This is a genomic window from Marinomonas sp. ef1 (assembly GCF_002806845.1).
GTDB classification, from domain to species: Bacteria; Pseudomonadota; Gammaproteobacteria; order Pseudomonadales; family Marinomonadaceae; genus Marinomonas; species Marinomonas polaris.
Genome location: NZ_NHTT01000007.1, coordinates 250,674 through 271,274, shown reverse-complemented (window position 1 = coordinate 271,274; position 20,601 = coordinate 250,674). Strand labels below are relative to the sequence as shown.

20 protein-coding genes are annotated in these 20,601 nt (G+C 42.9%); 7 read left to right on the top strand and 13 right to left on the bottom strand.

The annotated features are described in order from the left end of the window. Window positions 1-59 precede the first annotated feature (59 nt). Both recA and CCS02_RS12305 read right to left on the bottom strand, forming a co-directional pair. Window positions 60-1,136: a recombinase RecA gene (recA, locus tag CCS02_RS12310; protein ID WP_198515367.1), complete on the bottom strand. Its 1,077-nt coding sequence runs from the start codon at window positions 1,134-1,136 to the stop codon at window positions 60-62. A 104-nt stretch (window positions 1,137-1,240) separates the two neighbouring features. Further along, window positions 1,241-1,741: a CinA family protein gene (locus CCS02_RS12305; protein WP_100636698.1), complete on the bottom strand. Its 501-nt coding sequence runs from the start codon at window positions 1,739-1,741 to the stop codon at window positions 1,241-1,243. A 78-nt stretch (window positions 1,742-1,819) separates the two neighbouring features. Between CCS02_RS12305 and mutS the strand changes: the two genes are divergently transcribed. Next, a complete protein-coding gene (gene mutS / locus CCS02_RS12300) occupies window positions 1,820-4,471 on the top strand; it encodes a DNA mismatch repair protein MutS (RefSeq protein WP_100187628.1) in 2,652 nt (883 codons plus the stop codon). 155 nt (window positions 4,472-4,626) lie between these two features. Beyond that, window positions 4,627-4,950 carry a ferredoxin FdxA gene (gene fdxA, locus CCS02_RS12295; protein WP_012071401.1) on the top strand — a complete coding sequence of 108 codons (324 nt, stop codon included), beginning with the start codon at window positions 4,627-4,629 and terminating at the stop codon, window positions 4,948-4,950. A 557-nt stretch (window positions 4,951-5,507) separates the two neighbouring features. Here the strand turns inward: fdxA and CCS02_RS12285 are convergent. Beyond that, entirely contained in the window at window positions 5,508-6,728 is a 1,221-nt protein-coding gene (locus CCS02_RS12285) for an EAL and HDOD domain-containing protein (RefSeq protein WP_100187630.1), read from the bottom strand. Between the two features lie 162 nt (window positions 6,729-6,890). On the opposite strand from CCS02_RS12285, the gene ilvD reads away from it, so the two are divergent. From ilvD to CCS02_RS12270, 3 genes are all read left to right on the top strand, one after another. Then, window positions 6,891-8,735 (top strand): dihydroxy-acid dehydratase, encoded by a 1,845-nt coding sequence (gene ilvD, locus CCS02_RS12280; protein WP_072841589.1) that lies wholly within the window; start codon window positions 6,891-6,893, stop codon window positions 8,733-8,735. 95 nt (window positions 8,736-8,830) lie between these two features. Beyond that, window positions 8,831-9,673, top strand: a complete 843-nt coding sequence (locus tag CCS02_RS12275) for a 23S rRNA (adenine(2030)-N(6))-methyltransferase RlmJ (protein ID WP_072841587.1) — start codon at window positions 8,831-8,833, stop codon at window positions 9,671-9,673. A gap of 22 nt (window positions 9,674-9,695) precedes the next feature. Continuing rightward, the gene (locus CCS02_RS12270; RefSeq protein ID WP_072841585.1) at window positions 9,696-10,919 is read left to right on the top strand and encodes a sensor domain-containing diguanylate cyclase; all 1,224 of its coding nucleotides are present in this window, start codon (window positions 9,696-9,698) and stop codon (window positions 10,917-10,919) included. Between the two features lie 69 nt (window positions 10,920-10,988). Here CCS02_RS12270 and CCS02_RS12265 read toward each other — a convergent pair whose 3' ends face one another. Together CCS02_RS12265 and folA are read right to left on the bottom strand one after the other, a co-directional pair. Next, on the bottom strand, window positions 10,989-11,414 hold the full coding sequence (locus CCS02_RS12265) for a secondary thiamine-phosphate synthase enzyme YjbQ (protein ID WP_100187631.1): 426 nt from the start codon (window positions 11,412-11,414) through the stop codon (window positions 10,989-10,991). A gap of 6 nt (window positions 11,415-11,420) precedes the next feature. Beyond that, window positions 11,421-11,930, bottom strand: coding sequence for a type 3 dihydrofolate reductase (folA, locus tag CCS02_RS12260; protein ID WP_100187632.1), 510 nt, complete (start codon window positions 11,928-11,930; stop codon window positions 11,421-11,423). A 164-nt stretch (window positions 11,931-12,094) separates the two neighbouring features. Here folA and CCS02_RS12255 point away from each other — a divergent pair, with 164 nt between their 5' ends. Beyond that, the gene (locus CCS02_RS12255) at window positions 12,095-12,946 is read left to right on the top strand and encodes a thymidylate synthase (RefSeq protein WP_100187633.1); all 852 of its coding nucleotides are present in this window, start codon (window positions 12,095-12,097) and stop codon (window positions 12,944-12,946) included. A 93-nt stretch (window positions 12,947-13,039) separates the two neighbouring features. Here CCS02_RS12255 and CCS02_RS12250 read toward each other — a convergent pair whose 3' ends face one another. The 7 genes from CCS02_RS12250 to CCS02_RS12220 form a co-directional block, all read right to left on the bottom strand. Further along, window positions 13,040-13,540, bottom strand: a complete 501-nt coding sequence (locus CCS02_RS12250; protein WP_100187634.1) for a GNAT family N-acetyltransferase — start codon at window positions 13,538-13,540, stop codon at window positions 13,040-13,042. Next, window positions 13,524-14,051: a GNAT family N-acetyltransferase gene (locus tag CCS02_RS12245; RefSeq protein WP_100187635.1), complete on the bottom strand. Its 528-nt coding sequence runs from the start codon at window positions 14,049-14,051 to the stop codon at window positions 13,524-13,526. The genes CCS02_RS12250 and CCS02_RS12245 overlap by 17 nt, the downstream gene beginning before the upstream one ends. A 1-nt stretch (window position 14,052) precedes the next feature. Then, a complete protein-coding gene (locus CCS02_RS12240; RefSeq protein WP_100187636.1) occupies window positions 14,053-14,337 on the bottom strand; it encodes an addiction module antidote protein in 285 nt (94 codons plus the stop codon). Then, window positions 14,334-14,639: a type II toxin-antitoxin system RelE/ParE family toxin gene (locus tag CCS02_RS12235; protein ID WP_100187637.1), complete on the bottom strand. Its 306-nt coding sequence runs from the start codon at window positions 14,637-14,639 to the stop codon at window positions 14,334-14,336. The genes CCS02_RS12240 and CCS02_RS12235 overlap by 4 nt, the downstream gene beginning before the upstream one ends. Window positions 14,640-14,790: 151 nt before the next feature. Continuing rightward, window positions 14,791-15,600, bottom strand: coding sequence for a prolipoprotein diacylglyceryl transferase (gene lgt / locus CCS02_RS12230; RefSeq protein ID WP_100187638.1), 810 nt, complete (start codon window positions 15,598-15,600; stop codon window positions 14,791-14,793). A 27-nt stretch (window positions 15,601-15,627) separates the two neighbouring features. Then, window positions 15,628-17,916: a phosphoenolpyruvate--protein phosphotransferase gene (ptsP, locus tag CCS02_RS12225; RefSeq protein ID WP_072841572.1), complete on the bottom strand. Its 2,289-nt coding sequence runs from the start codon at window positions 17,914-17,916 to the stop codon at window positions 15,628-15,630. Window positions 17,917-17,965: 49 nt separating this feature from the next. Then, window positions 17,966-18,451 carry an RNA pyrophosphohydrolase gene (locus CCS02_RS12220; protein ID WP_072841570.1) on the bottom strand — a complete coding sequence of 162 codons (486 nt, stop codon included), beginning with the start codon at window positions 18,449-18,451 and terminating at the stop codon, window positions 17,966-17,968. A gap of 135 nt (window positions 18,452-18,586) precedes the next feature. On the opposite strand from CCS02_RS12220, the gene CCS02_RS12215 reads away from it, so the two are divergent. Continuing rightward, on the top strand, window positions 18,587-19,243 hold the full coding sequence (locus CCS02_RS12215; protein WP_100187639.1) for an HAD family hydrolase: 657 nt from the start codon (window positions 18,587-18,589) through the stop codon (window positions 19,241-19,243). A gap of 121 nt (window positions 19,244-19,364) precedes the next feature. Here the strand turns inward: CCS02_RS12215 and CCS02_RS12210 are convergent, their stop codons facing one another. Next, on the bottom strand, window positions 19,365-20,561 hold the full coding sequence (locus CCS02_RS12210; RefSeq protein WP_100187658.1) for a class I SAM-dependent rRNA methyltransferase: 1,197 nt from the start codon (window positions 20,559-20,561) through the stop codon (window positions 19,365-19,367). Window positions 20,562-20,601 lie beyond the last annotated feature (40 nt).

Sequence of the window (20,601 nt, the reverse complement as noted above, 5' to 3'; positions counted from 1 at the left end):
AAACAAAAAAAGCAGGTACAAGACCTGCTTTTTAGAGATGTTATTTTTGCTAGAAGAAGTTAGAAGTCTAGTTGTTCTGCTTCTTCATCTGCTTCAACGTCTGTTTCTTTAGCATTCGTTTTTTCGTCCGCCTTACCCTTTTTAGGTAATAAATCTTCACGGATCTTGGCTTCAATTTCTTTCGCCATTTCAGGATTATCTGCTAAGAATTGAGCTGCATTGGCTTTGCCCTGACCAATTTTATTACCATTATAAGCGTACCAAGCACCTGCCTTATCAACAAAACCTTGCTTTACACCTAAATCGATCACTTCGCCCATACGGTAAATACCAGCACCGTACATGATTTGGAATTCAGCTTGTTTAAATGGTGGTGCAATCTTGTTTTTCACTACTTTAACGCGAGTTTCATTACCAATCACTTCATCGCCCTGCTTCACTGAGCCGATGCGACGAATATCCAAACGGACAGAAGAGTAGAACTTAAGTGCGTTACCACCAGTAGTCGTTTCTGGAGAGCCGAACATAACACCAATTTTCATACGAATTTGGTTGATAAAGATAACAAGGCAATTGGCGTTTTTAATAGAACCAGTCAATTTACGCATTGCTTGCGAAAGCAAACGCGCTTGAACACCAACAGAAGAGCTACCCATTTCGCCTTCAATTTCAGACTTAGGAACCAAGGCTGCCACAGAGTCGATGATAATAACGTCAACGCTATTTGAACGTACCAACATGTCAACGATTTCAAGCGCTTGCTCACCAGTGTCTGGCTGAGAGATCAAAAGGTCAGCGATATTGACACCAAGCTTTTCTGCATAAGAAGGATCGAGAGCGTGTTCCGCATCAATAAAGGCACAAGTTTTACCTTGCTTCTGAGCTTCTGCAATAACACTCAGTGTTAATGTTGTTTTACCTGAAGACTCTGGTCCGTAGATTTCACAGATACGACCATAAGGAAGACCACCAGCACCTAGTGCAATATCCAGACCTAACGATCCAGTAGAAACCGTATCAATATCAAGCTTGGCACCTTCGCCCATCTTCATGATGGCGCCTTTACCAAATTGACGCTCGATTTGAGACAGCGCTGCATCCAGCGCCTTTTTCTTGTTGTCTGCAATAGATGACATTATGAAATCCTTGTGGCTACTTTTCGTTGTGATTAATTGTCGTTGTGGGTAACTCTATCGTTTTTTTTGGGGAATCTCAAGAAATACTGTATATAAAAACAGTATTATTTTTCACTGCTTTCAAGCATCTCTTTCACACCATGAAGAGCAGCTAAAACAGTCGCTTCTCTTACCGCTTGACGATCCCCAGAAAACTGAAAACGCTCAACTTTGGCTTCTTGTCCAAGCATTTTCCACCCGATATAAACACAACCTACAGGCTTTTCTGGCGAGCCGCCCCCAGGACCAGCCACGCCACTCACAGCCACAGAAATGTCACCGCCTAATTGTAAGGCACCAGCACACATCTCTTTCACTGTTTGCTCAGACACGGCACCAAAGGATGATAGCGTTTCTTCTTTTACCGACAAACCACGCATCTTAGCTTCATTGGCATAGCTAATCACACCACCAAAAAACCATGATGAGCTACCAGCTATTTCCGTGCATACCGCACTAATCAACCCGCCAGTGCAAGACTCAGCCGTAACCAACAACAACGCTCTTGCTTGTAAGGGTTCGCTGGCTTGTTGTGCCGCTCGTGTCATTTTTTGCATTTGATTCATTATCGTTATCCCTTAAATCCTAGGAAAATATCCCGTAGAATACCCCTCTATTTTTTGGATCACAATCGAGCTTCCCGAATGAGTAAAACACCAGCAGATAATCATACACCGATGATGCGCCAATACTTCGGCCTTAAATCACAGCACCCAAACCAGCTGCTATTTTATCGCATGGGAGATTTTTACGAGCTTTTCTACGATGACGCTAAACGCGCGTCTCAGCTGCTTGATATTACACTTACCGCTCGCGGTCATTCTGGTGGCATGCCAATTCCGATGGCTGGTATTCCCTATCACGCTGCGGAAAACTACATTGCGCGCTTAGTTCGTATGGGCGAGTCCGTTGTTGTGGCTGAGCAAACTGGCGATCCAGCCACCAGCAAAGGTCCTGTTGAACGCCAAATCGCTCGCATTGTAACGCCAGGCACCATTAGTGATGAAGCATTCCTGGAAGAGAAACGCGAAAACCTTCTACTTTCCCTTGCTCATCAATCCCGCAAAGGCCTCGATATTTTTGGTTTCTCTTATTTAGATATGGCCAGTGGCCGTTTTTGCTTATTTGAAGTAGATGGTCACGAAGCGCTTTCTAGTGAATTACAGCGTTTATCGCCGAGAGAAATTTTGATCTCTGAAGATTTCCCTGCACGAAAGACACTGAAGCTGGAAAAAGGCATCTCTGAACTTGGCCCTTGGCATTTCGATTATGAATCCAGTTATCGCCAATTAATTCAGCAATTCAACACCAAAGACCTTTCTGGTTTTGGTTGTGAGGCCATGACAGCCGCTATTGCGTCTGCAGGTGCTTTACTTCAATACGCTAAAGATACTCAACGCTCTGCGTTACCGCACATTCAATCCATCATGGTTGAACATAAAGACGATTCGGTTCTGATTGATGGCGCGACTCGACGTAACTTAGAAATCGATATCAATCTTACTGGCGGTACCAGCAACACAGTTGTAGAAGTTCTCGATAAATGCTCTACACCAATGGGCAGCCGCTTACTAAAACGTTGGCTGCACACGCCAATTCGTGATTTAAACGAAATTCAGGCTCGCCAACAAGTCGTCGCAGAATTACAGAAAAACCAAACCTATGATGTCTTTGAAGCGCCTCTTAAAAAAGTGGGCGATTTAGAACGCATATTGTCACGCGTCGCCTTACGCTCTGCTCGCCCAAGAGACTTATTGCGCCTGCGATTTGCGCTTGAAGCCGCCCCAGAAATCAACGATTTGTTAGCAAGTGCTACATCTGAGCGACTGCAAGAACTCAATCAGCGTATTATCGCGCAACCAGATATCACAGAGACGTTGGCAAAAGCCCTTGTCGAAAATCCACCGTCAGTTGTTCGTGATGGTGGTATTTTTGCCAAAGGCTACGATGAAGAGTTAGACGAACTATTGGCCTTATCCACTAATGCCACAGACTTTCTTGCCGAAATGGAACGCAGCGAAAAAGCCCGTACTGGCATCAGCTCATTAAAAGTCGGTTTTAATCGAGTTCATGGTTATTACATTGAGATTAGTCGTCTACATTCCGATCAGGCACCGGTGGAATACATTCGTCGTCAGACGCTAAAAAATGCCGAACGTTTTATCACACCAGAACTAAAAGCCTTTGAAGACAAAGCCCTGAGTGCAAAATCCAAATCCCTTGCCAGAGAAAAAGAGCTTTACGAAGCGCTTCTAGAACAACTTAATGAGATTCTAGGCGAACTACAAACCACCAGCCAAGCTTTAGCGCAACTTGATGTACTGAACAACTTTGCGGAACGCGCTAATGCGCTTAGTTTTACCTGCCCTGAATTACATAATCGTGGTGGTATTCAAATTGTCGGCGGCCGTCACCCTGTAGTGGAATCGGTTATTTCAGAACCTTTCGTACCAAACGATCTTGATCTAAATGACAAACGCTCCTTATTGATGATCACCGGCCCGAATATGGGCGGTAAATCTACCTACATGCGCCAAATAGCTTTAATCACTTTATTGGCGCATACCGGCTGTTTTGTACCAGCAGAATCGGCTTCTATCTCTGTAGTGGATCGAATCTTTACACGAATGGGTTCATCAGATGATCTTGCCGGCGGTCGCTCAACCTTTATGGTGGAAATGACGGAAACCGCAAATATCCTAAATAACGCCAGCAAAAATAGCCTGGTACTAATGGATGAAGTTGGACGCGGCACCAGTACATTTGATGGCCTGTCATTAGCTTGGGCAGCAGTCGACTATTTAGCTAATAAGTTAAAATGTTATGTTTTGTTCGCAACGCATTACTTTGAGCTCACTACGCTTGCTGACCAATTAGAAAACGCGGCTAACGTTCACTTAACAGCGACAGAGTACGAAGATGAAATCGTCTTCTTACACAAGGTCCATGAAGGCCCAGCTAGCCAATCATACGGGCTACAAGTTGCACAACTAGCAGGGGTCCCTCGAGATGTTATTGGGCACGCTAAGCAAAAACTCAAAGAACTGGAAGTCGTCACAGGCATTGACCTTGATACAAAGACCATAGAGACTAAGGCAAATTCAAGTTCAATCAAAGCAAAAACCAAGGAGCACTTGGTCAAAGAAAGCAAGAATGGCTATCAACCTCAGCAAGTGGATATGTTTGCTCAGGCGGAACAAAATGCCTTGAAAAATGCTCTTGAAGAACTAGATTTAGATAATATGACGCCGCTAGAAGCAATAAGCGCCCTTTATAAGCTAAAGTCTCAGCTGTAATGGGTTATAGAGACCTTTAAGACTTCTGTCGAAAGGTCTCGATATAAGCTAATAGCAGATAAATTTAGCCTAATGACGATTGTTGCTTGCCGCGAAATAGCCTATACATCTAAAATAGCGCGCAATCATTTTTATAGCTTGTAAGGAGAAGTCGAATGGCTTTCATCGTTACCGATAACTGCATTCGCTGCAAATACACTGACTGTGTTGAAGTTTGTCCTGTGGACTGCTTCTACGAAGGCCCTAACTTTTTAGCCATCAATCCTGACGAGTGTATCGACTGCGCATTATGTGAACCTGAATGTCCAGCCAATGCTATCTTCTCTGAAGACGAATTGCCTGAAGACCAAGAAGTGTTCGTAGAATTGAACAGAGACTTGTCTTTGATCTGGCCAAATATTGCAGAGAAAAAAGACGCACTTCCTGATGCCGCGCAGTGGGATGGTGTTGAAGATAAATTAGAGCATTTAGAGCGCTAGTTTAACGCTATACCAAATTTAAAAGCCAAGAATGTAAAAAAGCGACTCCAAGGTCGCTTTTTTTTATACTTAACTTTATACAGATAAAAACCGACAAATTTAAGACAAAAAAAAGGGCGCCTATTGGCAACCCTGCTTTTTGCTAACATCCTGTCAAGCAACTCTTCCGATGAGTAAAACATCACTGTTTGCTTCATCATGAAGCATCCAAACTATCCTTATCAAATGGCGCATTCCATCAAACCACGTTATTCCTTTGAACAATCCATTGCTCTCGAACATCCGGTTCAATCCTTAACACCATCAATGGCATTTCATTAAGCACGTCATGCGCTTTTCATCCATGAATTCCGTTTGGATAAGACACAATTTAACAGCTAAAAAATATATATCAACTTTATCAAAAACAACTAAAATTCAGTTATTTTATTTAAAATCAATGAGATAGATAGAGATCACAAAAATACATGACATATAGCCACACAACATACGGGAAACGCCTACAGGCATGTAAGGAAAAGACTACAAACCTTGATTATTCATTCAAACATACAGAGTCATATAGCAACAAGAAACTCATCAGCCCACTTGATTGCATCAAGGTACGTAGTTTTCAAGTCGTCCAAATCTTGAGGACTTTTTATCGTATGTCCACTGCCATAATGCTCCACTAGATCAAGCGTATTACCCACTCTTCCAGATCGATGTACTATCGCGTTAATAAATTCACTTGGTAAAGGCAACTCCCCGAGCACTTCGTCTAACTTCATTCCTGTGCAAACATCAATCATTGACAACATTCCGGCTAAAAAATATTTATCCTGATTATTGTAACCCCGGCTATGAGCAAATAATTCAGCGTGTTTCGCGCGAACCATTATTTGCTCAAGCAAAACGTGTCTATCTCCAACCATTTCAGACATTAATAATAAATTGGTTAATGATTTAAGTTTTTCCACACCAATCAACATAATAGCCAAACGCACAGAATCAACCGAGGCAACTAAGCCTGTAATAGGAGAGTTTAAGTAACGCAGTAGTTTATGAACCAGTCCTGCGTCTTGGCTGACTATTCGCTCCAGATCGTCGACACTTAAAGTCGATGTATTTAAAAGCGATGACATCAATTGCAAAAGTGTCATACTGTTCACTTTAGACGCTTTACTAGATATCAATTCAGGCTTTTCAAAAAAGTACCCCTGAAAATATTCAACACCTAACAAACGGCAAAATTGATAGTCTTCCCACGTCTCCACTTTCTCAGCAATAATTTTAATGTTAAAGCCCCTTAGTGCTTCAACTTGTTTGTGGAAATTATCTCGGCCTAAAGTCTGGACATCTAGTTTGATGTAGTCTGCGAGCTCAATAAAAGGCGTTAACTTACTATCAAAAACAAAATCGTCTAATGCTATAGAGCAGCCAGCTTTCACCCAGCGACGTAAAGATGACAACAAAATCGCATCGAAGCCCGAACCTTCCAGTACTTCAACCACGATATTTTCTTTATTGATCGGCATGCCACTGGGACTTAACAAATAAGCGCGAGGAAAGTTAATAAATGCCTTACTTGTCCCCACAAGGTTTTCCATACCCAGCTCAAAAAGACTAGCAGCTATGACCTGAGCTGTTGCTCCAACGTCATCTATAATATCAGCCTGCGCTGCAACAGAATTTTTGCGATAAAGAAGTTCATACCCCATTACAGCAAGGCGACTGTCTACGATTGGCTGTCTTGCCAATGCAACATTAGAGTGGGCTGATAATACATTTTCGACCATATCGTTTCCGTTTCAATAAAAGTATCAGTATTAATTTATACAGTGTCTCAATATTGTCTAAAAATTGCCATTGGGCATAGACAATAATCTTGGTAACATGGACTACATAAAATGTAGCCAGCTATATAAAACAAAATAAAGCAATAATCTGTGGGGAAAACAATGCCAGTATATCGCTCCAAAACAACTACATCGGGCCGTAATATGGCCGGAGCTCGCGCGCTATGGCGTGCAACCGGAATGACAGACGATGATTTTCAAAAGCCAATCATAGCCGTGGTCAACTCTTTCACTCAATTTGTACCAGGTCATGTTCATCTCAAAGACATGGGCCAACTGGTTGCTCGTGAAATTGAAGCCGCAGGTGGTGTAGCGAAAGAATTTAACACTATTGCTGTCGACGACGGTATCGCCATGGGTCATGACGGCATGCTTTACAGTCTTCCATCTCGTGATTTGATCGCAGATTCTGTTGAATACATGGTTAATGCTCATTGCGCCGATGCTATGGTTTGTATTTCAAACTGTGACAAAATTACACCGGGGATGCTAATGGCTGCTATGCGCATAAATATTCCGGTTATTTTTGTGTCTGGCGGTCCAATGGAAGCGGGAAAAACCAAACTGTCCGAAAACAAACTTGACCTAGTCGATGCCATGGTTATCGCAGCAGACCCAACGGCAACAGATGAAAAAGTAGCCGAATACGAACGCTCAGCGTGCCCAACCTGTGGCTCTTGCTCTGGCATGTTTACCGCGAACTCAATGAACTGCCTAACCGAAGCGCTTGGTCTAAGTTTACCGGGCAACGGCACGACATTAGCCACTCACTCAGATCGTCGCCGTTTGTTTTTAGATGCTGGTCGTCGCATCGTAGACATCACTAAACGTTTCTACGAAAACGATGAAGCGAACTGGGCACCACGTTCTATCGCAAGCTTCGAAGCCTTTGAAAATGCCATGACTTTAGACATCGCCATGGGTGGCTCAACCAACACTATCTTGCATTTATTGGCAATTGCCAATGAAGCAGGTGTTGATTTCACCATGCAAGATATTGATCGCTTATCTCGTAAAGTGCCTCAACTATGCAAAGTAGCGCCAAACTCACCGAAATACCACGTTGAAGATGTACACCGTGCCGGTGGTATTTTTGCCTTGCTGGGTGAGCTTGATCGCGCAGGAATTTTGCACAATCAGTGTCACACTGTGCATTCAAAAACCATGCTAGAAGCGTTAGAGACATGGGATATTATGCGCTCGCCAACTCCTGAGATCATAGAATTTTACAAAGCAGGACCTGCCGGCATTCCAACGCAAACCGCGTTCAGCCAATCTACTCGCTGGCCTTCTTTAGATGGAGACCGTGCTGAGGGTTGCATTCGCTCCATCGAAAATGCTTTTTCCCTCGAAGGTGGCTTAGCAGTACTTTATGGCAACATCGCTGTTGATGGCTGTGTTGTAAAAAGTGCAGGTGTAGACGAATCGATTCTTGTGTTTGAAGGCCGTGCTCACGTAACGGAGTCTCAAGACGAAGCGGTTAAGAACATTCTTGATGATAAAGTGGAAGCAGGTGACATTGTCATCGTTCGCTACGAAGGCCCTAAAGGCGGACCAGGCATGCAAGAAATGCTTTATCCAACGTCTTACATTAAGTCCAAAGGATTAGGAAAAGCCTGCGCACTATTAACTGACGGTCGTTTCTCTGGTGGTACATCTGGCCTGTCTATCGGTCACGCTTCACCTGAAGCTGCTGCCGGCGGCGCAATCGGTTTGGTTGAAAATGGCGACCGTATTTTGATCGACATTCCAAATCGTACGATCAATGTTTTGCTTAGCGATGAAGAGCTACAAACTCGTCGCGACGCTATGAACGCAAAAGGCGCAAACGCTTGGAAGCCAGTTGAAGAACGTCCACGTAAAGTCTCTCCAGCACTAAAAGTGTACGCGCACTTTGCGACCAGTGCGGACAAAGGGGCAGTACGTGATATTAGTCAAATCGACTAATTGTTAAAAAAGTAATACGCAAAAGGCCGCTTTGCCAAATACGGGCGTTGCGGCCTTTTTCATTCAAAATCTAATTATTCATCACAGGAAAAACAATGCTCAGCTATCGCCATATTTATCATGCAGGCAACCACGCTGATATTTTAAAACATTTGACGGTCAGTCAAATATGTCGCCATTTTATAAAAAAAGACGCGCCTTTTTTCTATTTGGATACACACGCTGGCATTGGTCAATATTCACTAAACTCTGAGCAGGCGCAAAAGAACAAAGAATTCCATTCAGGTATTGCACGACTGTTAACCGAAGACAACCTTCCTGAGCCATTGGAAAACCTGTTAGACATCGTCCGCGAGATGAACCCAACAGATACGTTAGAGTTTTATCCTGGCAGCCCCAAAATTGTCGATTATTACGTTCGCCAAAAAGACAAGCTACACTTATGTGAGCTGCATCCAAACGATTACCCTATTTTAGCGGCACTTTTCCCGAATAAACGTAAAGCCAATGTTGTAAAAGACAATGGCTTTGCCGCGGTTAAAGCCATGCTGCCACCACCACAGAAGCGTGGATTCGTGCTGATGGATCCACCTTATGAGGTGAAAAAAGATTACCAATACGTTGTTCAAGCTCTAGATGATGGTTACAAACGCTTCCCTCAAGGCACTTATGCCATTTGGTATCCTGTATTAAATCGTCAGCAAGCTAACGAATTATTAAAGTCCGTCAAAGCAACCAATATTCGTAATGTGCTTTTACTAGAGCTTTGCATTAGAAACACAGAACAAGAGCGCGGCATGGCAGGAAGCGGTATGATTATCGTCAATCCACCTTGGACTCTAGAAAAAGAAGCCAAGGAATTTTTGCCAGTGCTCAGCAAGTTACTAGCAGAAGATAATGATGCGGATTACCAAGTTACTTGGATCACCCCAGAATAACCATATTATAAAGGAGCGCGTCATGAACACGCCTTTTGAACTCGCGTTTAAGTACATGCCAACGCCTGCTTTTATAATAGAAAGCAGCACTGGCAAACTAATATCATACAATCGCAACTTTGAAATTTTGTTTGAAAATTTTAATTCGACGCCTTCCGGTACCTGGGAATCACTTTGTGAAGACGCCGTTTCTCCTGACGACTGGCAAAAGCTTAATAAAAAAATCAAAAGCGGCAGCATTGAGCGTTGTGAAAGCTTAATTCGTGTTGGTGATAAGCTAATCAATATGCAGCTTGAAATGCGCCACCTTGGCGAAACGGTGTTGGCTTGTGTTTACAATACTGACCACATGGATCTTTCTGCTGCCGAAAACACCCTGCTAAAATTCGCACTGACAGAATCTTCTGCGGGATTGTGGATCTGGGAAACAGAGTCAGATTTAGTATCTTGTTCAAAATCCATTGCGACACTATTGAATTATCCACTTGATAAAACACCACGCTCTACTACTGAATGGCACGCCCTTGTTCATCCCGATGATGTGAAAAAATTGGCTACTGTAGTCAATGAGCATGTAGCACTCAATCAAGATTATTATGAAGTGGAATATCGTATTCTGACGGGTGACCAACGTTACCTATGGGTAAAAGAACGCGGCAGAAGCTACACCAAAGGCCCAGATGGCAGCATCAAGAAGATCATTGGTTTCATGGTGGATATTAGCCACCAAAAAGCACTGGAAGAACATCTACGCAACCAAGCGACATTTGATGAACTAACAGGGCTATTGACTCGTGGCGCAGCGCTGACGCATTTTAAAAAGCAACTAGGCTTGGCAAAACGCCAATATACGCCATTAACCATGGCAAAAATAAACCTTGATGCTAACGAACGCCTAAGCAAACTTCCAATGGAAGCGCGCAATATTGCCATTCAAACCTCCGCTCGTTATATCTATAAAAAGATTAGAGAAGCGGATGTACTAGCACGAGTAGAGCCTGACAAACTGCTGTTATTACTTCCTAACACCAGCGTAAAAGATGCGAAGACTTTGCTAAAACACATCATTAACCCGACAGAAAGTGAAAGCTCAGCTTTGTTTGAAGGCAATTCAGATCCTATGGATTTCTGTATTGGTATAGCAGCGTTTCCAGAAGATGGTGAAACAATAGAAGAACTAGCGCTGAGCGCAAATCAAGCCGTTGAAGATGGCCAAGCTTCTTGCAAACAAATCGTCGTTAACTAGATTTAAGTTCTTAAAAACAAAAACGCCGCATTTTTAATGCGGCGTTTTTGTTCTAGCAAATATGACTATTTAGTCGCGATCACCTTGCAGCGTTAAAACGATCCTTCTCGCGCCACCATGATCACGGTGTTCACCTAAATAAACGCCTTGCCAAATCCCTAAGCACAACCTCTTATCCCGAATAGGAATCGTCAAAGATGAGCCCAACATGCTGGCTTTTATGTGTGCGGGCATGTCGTCGCTGCCTTCGTAAATATGCTCATAATAGGGCTGATCTTCTGGCACCATGTGAGAAAAATGTTTTTCCATATCACGGCGAACAGAAGGATCGGCGTTTTCATTGATCGTCAAAGAAGCCGAAGTATGCAGCAGTTGAATATGCAATAACCCTATCGATACTGGTGTCATTTTTGATAAAGCAGCCGCCACCTGATCAGTGATCAAATGAAAGCCTCGACGCATCGCTGGCAATTGAATCTCAATTTGTTGCCACATAATGAATTACTCTGCGCTGGTTCTTTGGTAAACAGAGAAACGATAGTCGTATGGATTCGGACCTTCAGCGGCGAAAGCTTCTTCGCCTATCAGGGTAAACGATGGCCAATCTACCTCTGGGAAAAACGCATCACCTTTTACTTCGGCGTCCACATGAGTGATGTACAAACGATCCGCGCGTTCAAGAGCGAGTTGGTAAATTTGCGCGCCGCCGATAACCATGACTTCTTCTTGGCCATTAACCAAGCAAATATCTTCGCCAAGGGAAATGGCATCTTCCAATGTCGTCACCACATCAATCCCCTCCGCTTGATAAGCTGGATCACGACTGATAACAATATTGCGACGACCTGGCAATGGCTTGCCAATAGATTCAAAGGTTTTACGTCCCATGACAATGGGTTTGCCCATCGTCGCTTGCTTGAAATATTTAAGATCATTTGGCAAATGCCAAGGTAACGAGTTATTAATACCGATGGTTCGGTTCGTAGACATAGCGACAATTAGTGACAACATACAATAACCTGCTTAAAAATCTTGGCTCTTCTTTGCTCCGACAATCCAAGAGCAAAGGCTTCTGATATAATCAATGGCATTTATTATACCCATGACGATCCAGATTGCATTTCCTAACCTGCATTACCAGCATTCGTCGAGGCTAAAACAGACAAGGCATTTTTATGAAACAGTATTTAGATCTTTGCAACCGCATCGTTAACGAAGGTGAATGGGTCAACAACGAACGTACTGGCAAGCGCTGCCTAACCGTTATTAATGCCGACCTCACCTATGATGTAAGTAAAGGCGAATTCCCTCTCGTCACCACACGTAAAAGCTATTGGAAGTCTGCTATTGCCGAAATCATCGGCTATTTAAGAGGCTACGATAACGCGGCAGACTTTCGTGCGCTGGGCACCAAAACATGGGATGCCAATGCCAACGAAAACGAAGTTTGGCTAAACAACCCTTACCGTAAAGGCGAAGATGACATGGGACTTTGCTATGGTGCTATTGGCCGTCACTTCCCAAAGCCAGACGGTGGTCATATCGACCTATTAAAACAGATTGTTGACGATCTAAGCCGTGGTGTGGATAACCGTGGGGAAATCCTCACTTTTTATCACCCAGGCGCGTTTCACATGGCTTGTCTTCGTCCTTGTATGTACAGCCATCACTTTTCATTGCTTGGTGATACGCTTTATCTAAACAGCACACAGCGCAGCTGTGATGTGCCACTTGGTTTAAATTTCAACATGGTTCAGGTATACGTATTGCTTGCCATCGTTGCGCAAATCACAGGGAAAAAACCAGGCAAAGCCTTTCATAAGATAGTGAACGCTCACATCTATGAAGATCAGCTAGAACTAATGCGTGACGTACAACTAAAGCGCGAGCCTTACCCTCTGCCAACTTTAAAAATCAACCCAGAGATCAAATCTTTAAAAGACATAGAAACTTGGGTCACCATGGATGACTTTGAAATCGAAGGCTACCAATTCCACGAGCCTATCTCCTACCCTTTCTCAGTTTAAGCAACTCTCGGTTCAAGAGACCTAAAAGCAAAACAGCGAACCAATAATGGTTCGCTGTTTTATATTGAAGTCATCTTTGTGGATAAATTAATCCTATAAGAACTTTTCTATCAAAATTTCATCGATATATTTGCCACGAACTTTAGCGTGTTTTTTCGCAGTTCCTACCACTTCAAAGCCCTGTCTTAAATACGTCGCTAAAGCGTTTGGGTTATCCTCTCTGACGTAGGCGAATAACTTTTCATAGCCTTTTGATCTTGCTAAGTTGAAGGTCGCTTTAAATAAAATCGATGCAACCCCTTGCCTTCTGCAACTGGCATCAACAAATGTTCCAATAATACCGACATGATCAAAAGCATGAGTATAGGCAGCAAACGGCTCTACATTTTGAAAGCCAATGACGCTTGAACCCTCTTCGTTTAAGGCCACATGAAACACCCCCCTCTCAGGGAAGTCTTGAATAAATTGCTCCTCATCTTCTACCGAAAAAGTAATATCGAGTATGGTAAAAAGACCTTCCTCGATAATGGGATTCAAAATATTAACTATGTCTTGTGCATCTTTGGTTTGCGCTTCTCTAACCAAGAGTGTCATGCTTTTCCTTAACAATTTTATGGTATTCAATACAATCAATACTGTTACCCTGCACTTCAGCGAAGTTTTCATGGGTCTTCATTTCAACAAATCCGTTGTGTGTCAGCACTCTCTGCGAAGCAATGTTGTCCACAGAAGCGAAGGCGATTATTTTTTGCAGATTAAGCTCGTTAGCCAGTTGAGTTATTTGTTCAGCTGCACGCTTGGCAATGCCACGTCCGGCAAATTTTTCGCCCATTCGATAGCCTAAATAAGCCTCGTGCGACACTAAATTAATATCGGTTAAATTAATACGTCCAGCAATCTCACCGGTGTCGTCAATAATAAGCATCGGCAACATGGCTTTTCTTTGATGTTGCGAAAGAAATTCTTCGATGTGCTTTTTTACACCTTCATCACTGTAAAAACTAACTTCCCGCGGATTGATATGCGCTTCAAACCAAGTTCGGTTTTCTGTTTCAAATAGCAGCAAAGGTTTAAAGTCAGACCGAGATAATAGACGCAGTTCCATTTCAAGCTGAGTGTGTGGTGAAGCGAAAATTTAGTGCCTGCATGATTTTAAAAATCGTGTCGAAGCGCGGCTTTGTTTTACCACTGATGGTTTTATATAAGCTTTCTCTGTTCAGTCCAGATGCTAAAGCAATATCGGTTACACCATGTTTTTTAACCAGCAATCCCAATGCTTCAATAAAGGTATTTGGGTCATCGTCAGCCAAACATTCTTGTAAGAAAGCCTGCACTTCTTCCTGTGTTTCAATATAATCAAACGGATTAAAATCGCTTGCCTTTAATGTCATGATGGTTGCTCCCATTCACTAAGCAATATCTTCGCTTTCTCTATATCTTTGCTCTGTGTGCCTTTATGGCCACCATTAATAAGCAAGATAACTTCGTTATTACGTACGCTGTAATAAACTCGATAGCCTTTTCCCACAAAAACACGCATCTCCAAGAGATTACTCGCAATCACTTTGCTATCACCGAAGTTGCCGTTAATCGCCCTAATGATTCGCATGTTTATCGCCAAAAGAGCTTGTCGATCCTTTAGTTTAAACAGCCATTGATCAAAAACATCCGTTTTCTTGATTTCATACTTCATATAAATAATTGTAGCCCTTAGGCTACATCAATACAATTTTAATCTACTCTTTCACATTTAAAAAAACAAAAGCCATAATTAGCTTTGTCAGCATCAAAACAAAAAAACCAGCCGTACGGCTGGTTTTAAGCGTCACTCTAAATCTTTTTAGCTATTTTGAAGCATTCGCTTTTGGAAATGTGTTTAGCTTGAAGCCCGCAATAATTAAGCCAACACCAATTATTACCATTGGCAAAGATAAAAGCTGCCCCTCTGTCAGCCAACCAAAAGCAAGGTAGCCAATTTGTATATCTGGCTCGCGGACAAATTCTACTAGGATTCGGAAAATACCGTAGAAAAGTAAGAACATACCAGAGACACAATACCGCGGTTTTGTTCTTTGTGAGAAGAACCACAAGATACAAAACAGTGCTACACCTTCTAGTGCAAATTGATATAACTGCGAAGGGTGACGAGCAAGTTGCAGCGGATCATTAGGAAAAATCATCGCCCAAGAAACATCTGTCGGTTTGCCCCATAATTCACCGCCAATAAAGTTGCCTAAACGCCCTGCACCTAAACCAATTGGTACGAACGGCGCCAGAAAGTCGGTCACATCAACCAGGTGCTTGTTGTAACGACGAGCGAAGAAGTACATAGCAGTAATAACGCCTAATAACCCTCCATGGAAAGACATGCCGCCTTCCCAAATACGAACAAGAATAAGTGGATTATCAACAAACGCAGAAAACTGATAAAACAAAATATAACCGACTCGGCCACCCAATATGACGCCAAGTGCGCCATAAAATATAGCATCGCTGACCATCTCTGGTGTCCAAAGCCCATTGGAACGTTTAGCGCGATACATGCCGCATAAGTAGGCCCCGGCAAAGCCAATAAGATACATAATGCCGTACCAATGAACGGAAATTGGCCCTATTGATATGGCAATAGGGTCAATGTTTGGATATGAAATCATAATATTGAAGCAAGCCTCTGATAGGTATTATTCCACGTTAGTGGTTTTAGATGGTCGAATCAAACGCTCAATATTGGCTTCGCGCATGAGTCGTGTCATAGTCTGTGTGACCGCTTCAGCATGAGATAGTTTCATCACTTCGCTAAGCATGGCTTGCGCTTGTTCCATCGAGATATTACGAATCACCGCTTTCACTTTAGGAAGTGAGGTCGAACTCATCGATAATACGTCGTACCCCATGGCCATTAATAAAATAGCACCCATCGGATCACCAGCCATTTCACCACATACGCTTAAACCGACACCTTCATCTCTGACTTGATCGACGATGCTAAGCAATGCACGTAATACAGAAGGATGGAAAGAATTATATAAGTCCGCTACACGCGGATTATTTCGATCTACAGCAAGCAAATATTGCGTTAAATCGTTACTTCCTACCGATAAGAAATCCACCAATTCAGCTAATTCTTTAACTTGATAAACCGCCGCAGGAATTTCTATCATTACGCCAACTTGAGGCATTTTGACGTCGTAACCTTCCTCTTTAACCTCTGCATAACCACGGCGAATAAGCGCTAAGGCTTCTTCTACTTCCGCCACATTTGAAATCATAGGTAGCATAATTTTTAGATTATACAGGCCAGCACTGGCTTTTATCATGGCGCGAATTTGCGCCATAAAGATTTCCAAATGATCCAGAGTAACTCGAATACCGCGCCAACCTAAGAAAGGGTTCGCTTCGTTTATAGGAAAATAAGGCAGCGCTTTATCACCACCAATATCCAAAGTACGAACCGTTACTGGCGAAGGTGCAAAACCTTCTAACTGCTGACGATAAATAACGACCTGTTCCGCTTCGGTCGGAAAACGATCTCGCACCATGAAAGGCACTTCTGTACGGTAAAGACCTATACCTTCCGCACCACGATCCAAAGAACGGGCGATATCAGCAGACAAACCAGTATTAACAAATAAAGATAAACGGTGGCCATCAAGAGTTTCACAAGGTAAGTCTTTGAGTGTTTCGTATTCTTCTTCTAAAAGACGCTCTTCATCAACAATTTGCTGATAATTTTCAATAAGCGCTTCAGACGGATAGGTAAAAATCTTGCCCAAATAACCATCGACAATAAGATCTACTTTATCCAACTGAGCATAAGGCAAATCTAATGCGCCCATGACAGTTGGAATACCCATAGCACGGGCTAAAATTGCCACATGAGAGTTACCCGATCCCATTACCGAGACTAGGCCTTTGATCTTATCAATTGGAATTTCGCCTAACATGGACGCGGTGAGCTCTTCACCGATAATAATAGATGGCTCACTGAAACGCTCTGCTACATTTGGAGCCTTCTCTTGAAGATGAGATAAGATACGACGACCAAGGTCACGAAGATCCGAGGCCCGCTCACGTAAATAAGGGTCATCCATGCGGTTAAATTGCTGAATATGCGCCTGAATAACCTGTCTTAATGCACCTTGAGCCCAATTACCTTCTTTGATTTTTCGAACAATTTCACCAGCGATTGAGTTGTCATCTAGAATTTTTAGATAAACATCGAATAATGCTTTTTCATCTTCTGAAAGGTGTTGGCTAATACGATTGCTGGCGCGACGAATGTCTTGTCGAACGGCATCAAGTGCTTGATAAAAGTCCTGAATCTCTTCATCAAAATCTGTTGTACGACGATCAGGGATAACATCTAAATCAGCAGGCGGAAACACCACAACACCGCGACCAATCGCTACACCAGAGCTACCAGGAACACCCTTATAGCGAAAATCCGATCCACTAGGAATAGCGTTAGGATTAATACTAGTAATCGCCCCTGTCGCTTCAGCGTGAGCAATAACACCCGCCAATTGGGCCGATAAAGTAATAAGAAAGGCTTCTTCGCCTTCATCAAATCGACGTTTGTCTTCATGCTGAACCACCAGCACGCCTAAAACTTGTCGATGATGAATAATAGGAACACCTAGAAAAGAGCGGTATCGTTCTTCGCCGGAACCTTTTAAATAGTGGAAAGATGGGTGAATATGAGCATCTTCAAGGTTTACAGGTTCAGCCCTACGACCAACTAAACTAACCAAACCTTCATCTGCTTTTAGACTAACATTACCTGCAACGTCCGCATTCAAACCGCGCGTTGCCATCAAGATATATTCTTTAGTATTGGTGTCTACTAAATAAATAGAACACACCTCTGCTCGCATTGCTCTGCGGACACGTCGGACAATAATGTCAAGTGCCGCAGATAAAGACTGCGCGGCAGTCACCTCCTGGGTAATACGTCTTAGCAAACTTAGCATAGCTCTCCCATCAATCTATATAACCTCCAGCATCAAGCCAGTAAGTTTATCACTTTTCTAGTCGACGATGTGCACTGGGGATAAGCTCTTTTAGAGCTCGACGGTAAACATCTTTTTTAAACGCCACAACTTGGCCAAGTGGGTACCAATAACTAACCCAGCGCCAGCCATCAAATTCAGGGGTTTCCGTTCCATCTACGCACACAGAAGCATCAGGACAACGAATAGACAGAAGAAACCATTTCTGTTTTTGTCCAATACATAGAGGTTTGCTATTGTGTCTTAGCATGCGTTTAGGAAGACGATAACGCAGCCAACCCCGAGTTTTACCTATTACTTCCACCTGATGAGGATCTAAACCTACTTCTTCTTTAAGCTCTCGAAATAAAGCTTCTTCAGGTGTCTCGTCGGATTTGATACCTCCTTGAGGAAACTGCCAAGCATTTTGCCCTACGCGTCTCGCCCAAAGAAGTTGGCCACGCTCGTTCATCAGTATGATGCCCACATTCGGTCTGTATCCGTCTGCATCAATCACGAGCTATCACCTTTTAATATAAAAATAAATTAGTTTCATTGTTCCATAATTCCCCCATCTGCACAATTAAGACTGCTGTTATTTATTGTCTCCAGAGCTATAATTCACGCACTTTAGAAGAATTGAGGACTGCTTGTGACACTCGCAATATTTGACTTAGACGGCACATTATTAAATGGCGACAGCGATTACACTTGGGGACAATTTCTCGTTGAGAAAGGTTTAGTAGACAGCCACGCTTACAAATTAGCCAACGATAAGTTCTTCGAAGAGTATCAAACTGGTACTTTAGATATTCATGAATACTTGGCGTTTAGCCTAGAACCATTAACTAAGTTCTCTAGAGAAGAGTTGGCCAAGCTACACGACATTTTCATGCAAGAAAAAATCCAGCCAATGATGCAAGAGAAAGCTAATGCGCTATTACAGCATCATAAAGACCAAGGTCATTTCTTGCTGATGATCACCGCGACTAACCAGTTCGTTACTGGGCCAATTGGCGATGCTTTAGGCATGGATCATATTATTGCACCTGTGCCAGAGATCATTAACGATCACTACACAGGTAAAATTGTTGGTGTTCCAAGCTTCCAAGCTGGCAAGGTTACACGCTTAAATGATTGGCTGGCTGAGACCGGACACACAATGGAAGGTAGCTTTTTTTATAGCGACTCTCGTAATGATTTACCTTTATTAGAATTGGTTACTCACCCTATTGCCGTTGATGCCGATGAGACACTAACAAAAATTGCGCAAGATCGTGGCTGGCAGCATATTTCTTTAAGAGATTAGTGAACGAAACAATAAGATTGCCAAATAAAAAAGCGCTGCCAGATCATATCTGACAGCGCTTTTTTCGTTCTTATTCTTTAGCTTTTATTTTTTGGTTACTAACAACATAAACCAAATAAGCTTATAAACCCATGTTGTTATGGATTCGATAAAATAGAGCTTTTAGGTATTCCGTTTCTTCTATCGCAGGGTGGACCGGATGATCTGGTGCTTGCGTTCCGCGATAAATCAACTGCGAAAAACGCTCTAATTGACGACTGTTGCTACGAATAATATCGTGTAACCGTGCCGTTTCCAGATGCATAGAACAAGAACCGGAAACCAAAATCCCGCCCTTCGCAACCAAGCGCATCGCTAGCTGATTTGCACGATGGTAAGCACCCTCGCCCGCTTTAATGTCTTTACGACGAGCTATAAACGCTGGCGGATCCATAACAACCACATCGAAACGCTCTTTCCCTTCAATCAAAGACTGCATCGCTTCAAATGCATCACCGTGCATCAAGTTAAAACCACCTTCGTATTGGTTCAACTTAAGGTTTTCACCAACATGGCTCAATGCGCTTTCAGACGCATCAATAAAGGTAACATCTGTCGCACCAGCAGAGGCTGCTTGAACGCCCCAACCACCAATGTAAGAGAAAACATCAAGTACACGTTTGCCATCACAAAAGCCTTGCATGGTTTTGCGGTTTTCACGGTGATCATAGAACCAACCAGTTTTTTGTCCATCCCACACTGGCGCTTGAAACAACACACCGTTTTCTTGTAGGAAAACCAACTCTGGAACCGTACCAAAAGCTTCTTCAACATAGGTTTCAAGGCCTTCGATCTGACGCATCTTGCCATCATTTTTCATCAGAATCGCTGATGGCTTCACTACATCTTGCAAGGCTTCAACGATCTCGTTTTTTACTCGCTCCATGCCAGCGGTCGATATTTGTACAACCAAAACATCGGCAAAACGATCGACAACCAAACCTGACAAACCGTCAGAATCACCAAAAACAAGACGGTAATACGGCGCTGGATAAGTCAGCTCACGCAAAGATAAAGCAATCTTTAGACGATGAACCAAAGTCGACTTGTTTAAAAATGTATCGGTACTACGGCTCATTAAACGACCGCAGATCAATGTATTAGGGTTTATTGTCGCAATACCAAGAGGTTTACCTTGAGCTGTTTCGACAACAACCTGATCCCCTGGGGTAAATTGCTTTAATGGCGTAGCTGAGGTATCTACCTCATTGCTGTAAATCCATTGATGTCCAGCCCTTAAACGGCGATCAGCTTGACCTTTTAGTCGAATAACACTCAAAATTTTCACCCAGTATATTTAAAAAACGCTATTATAAAGA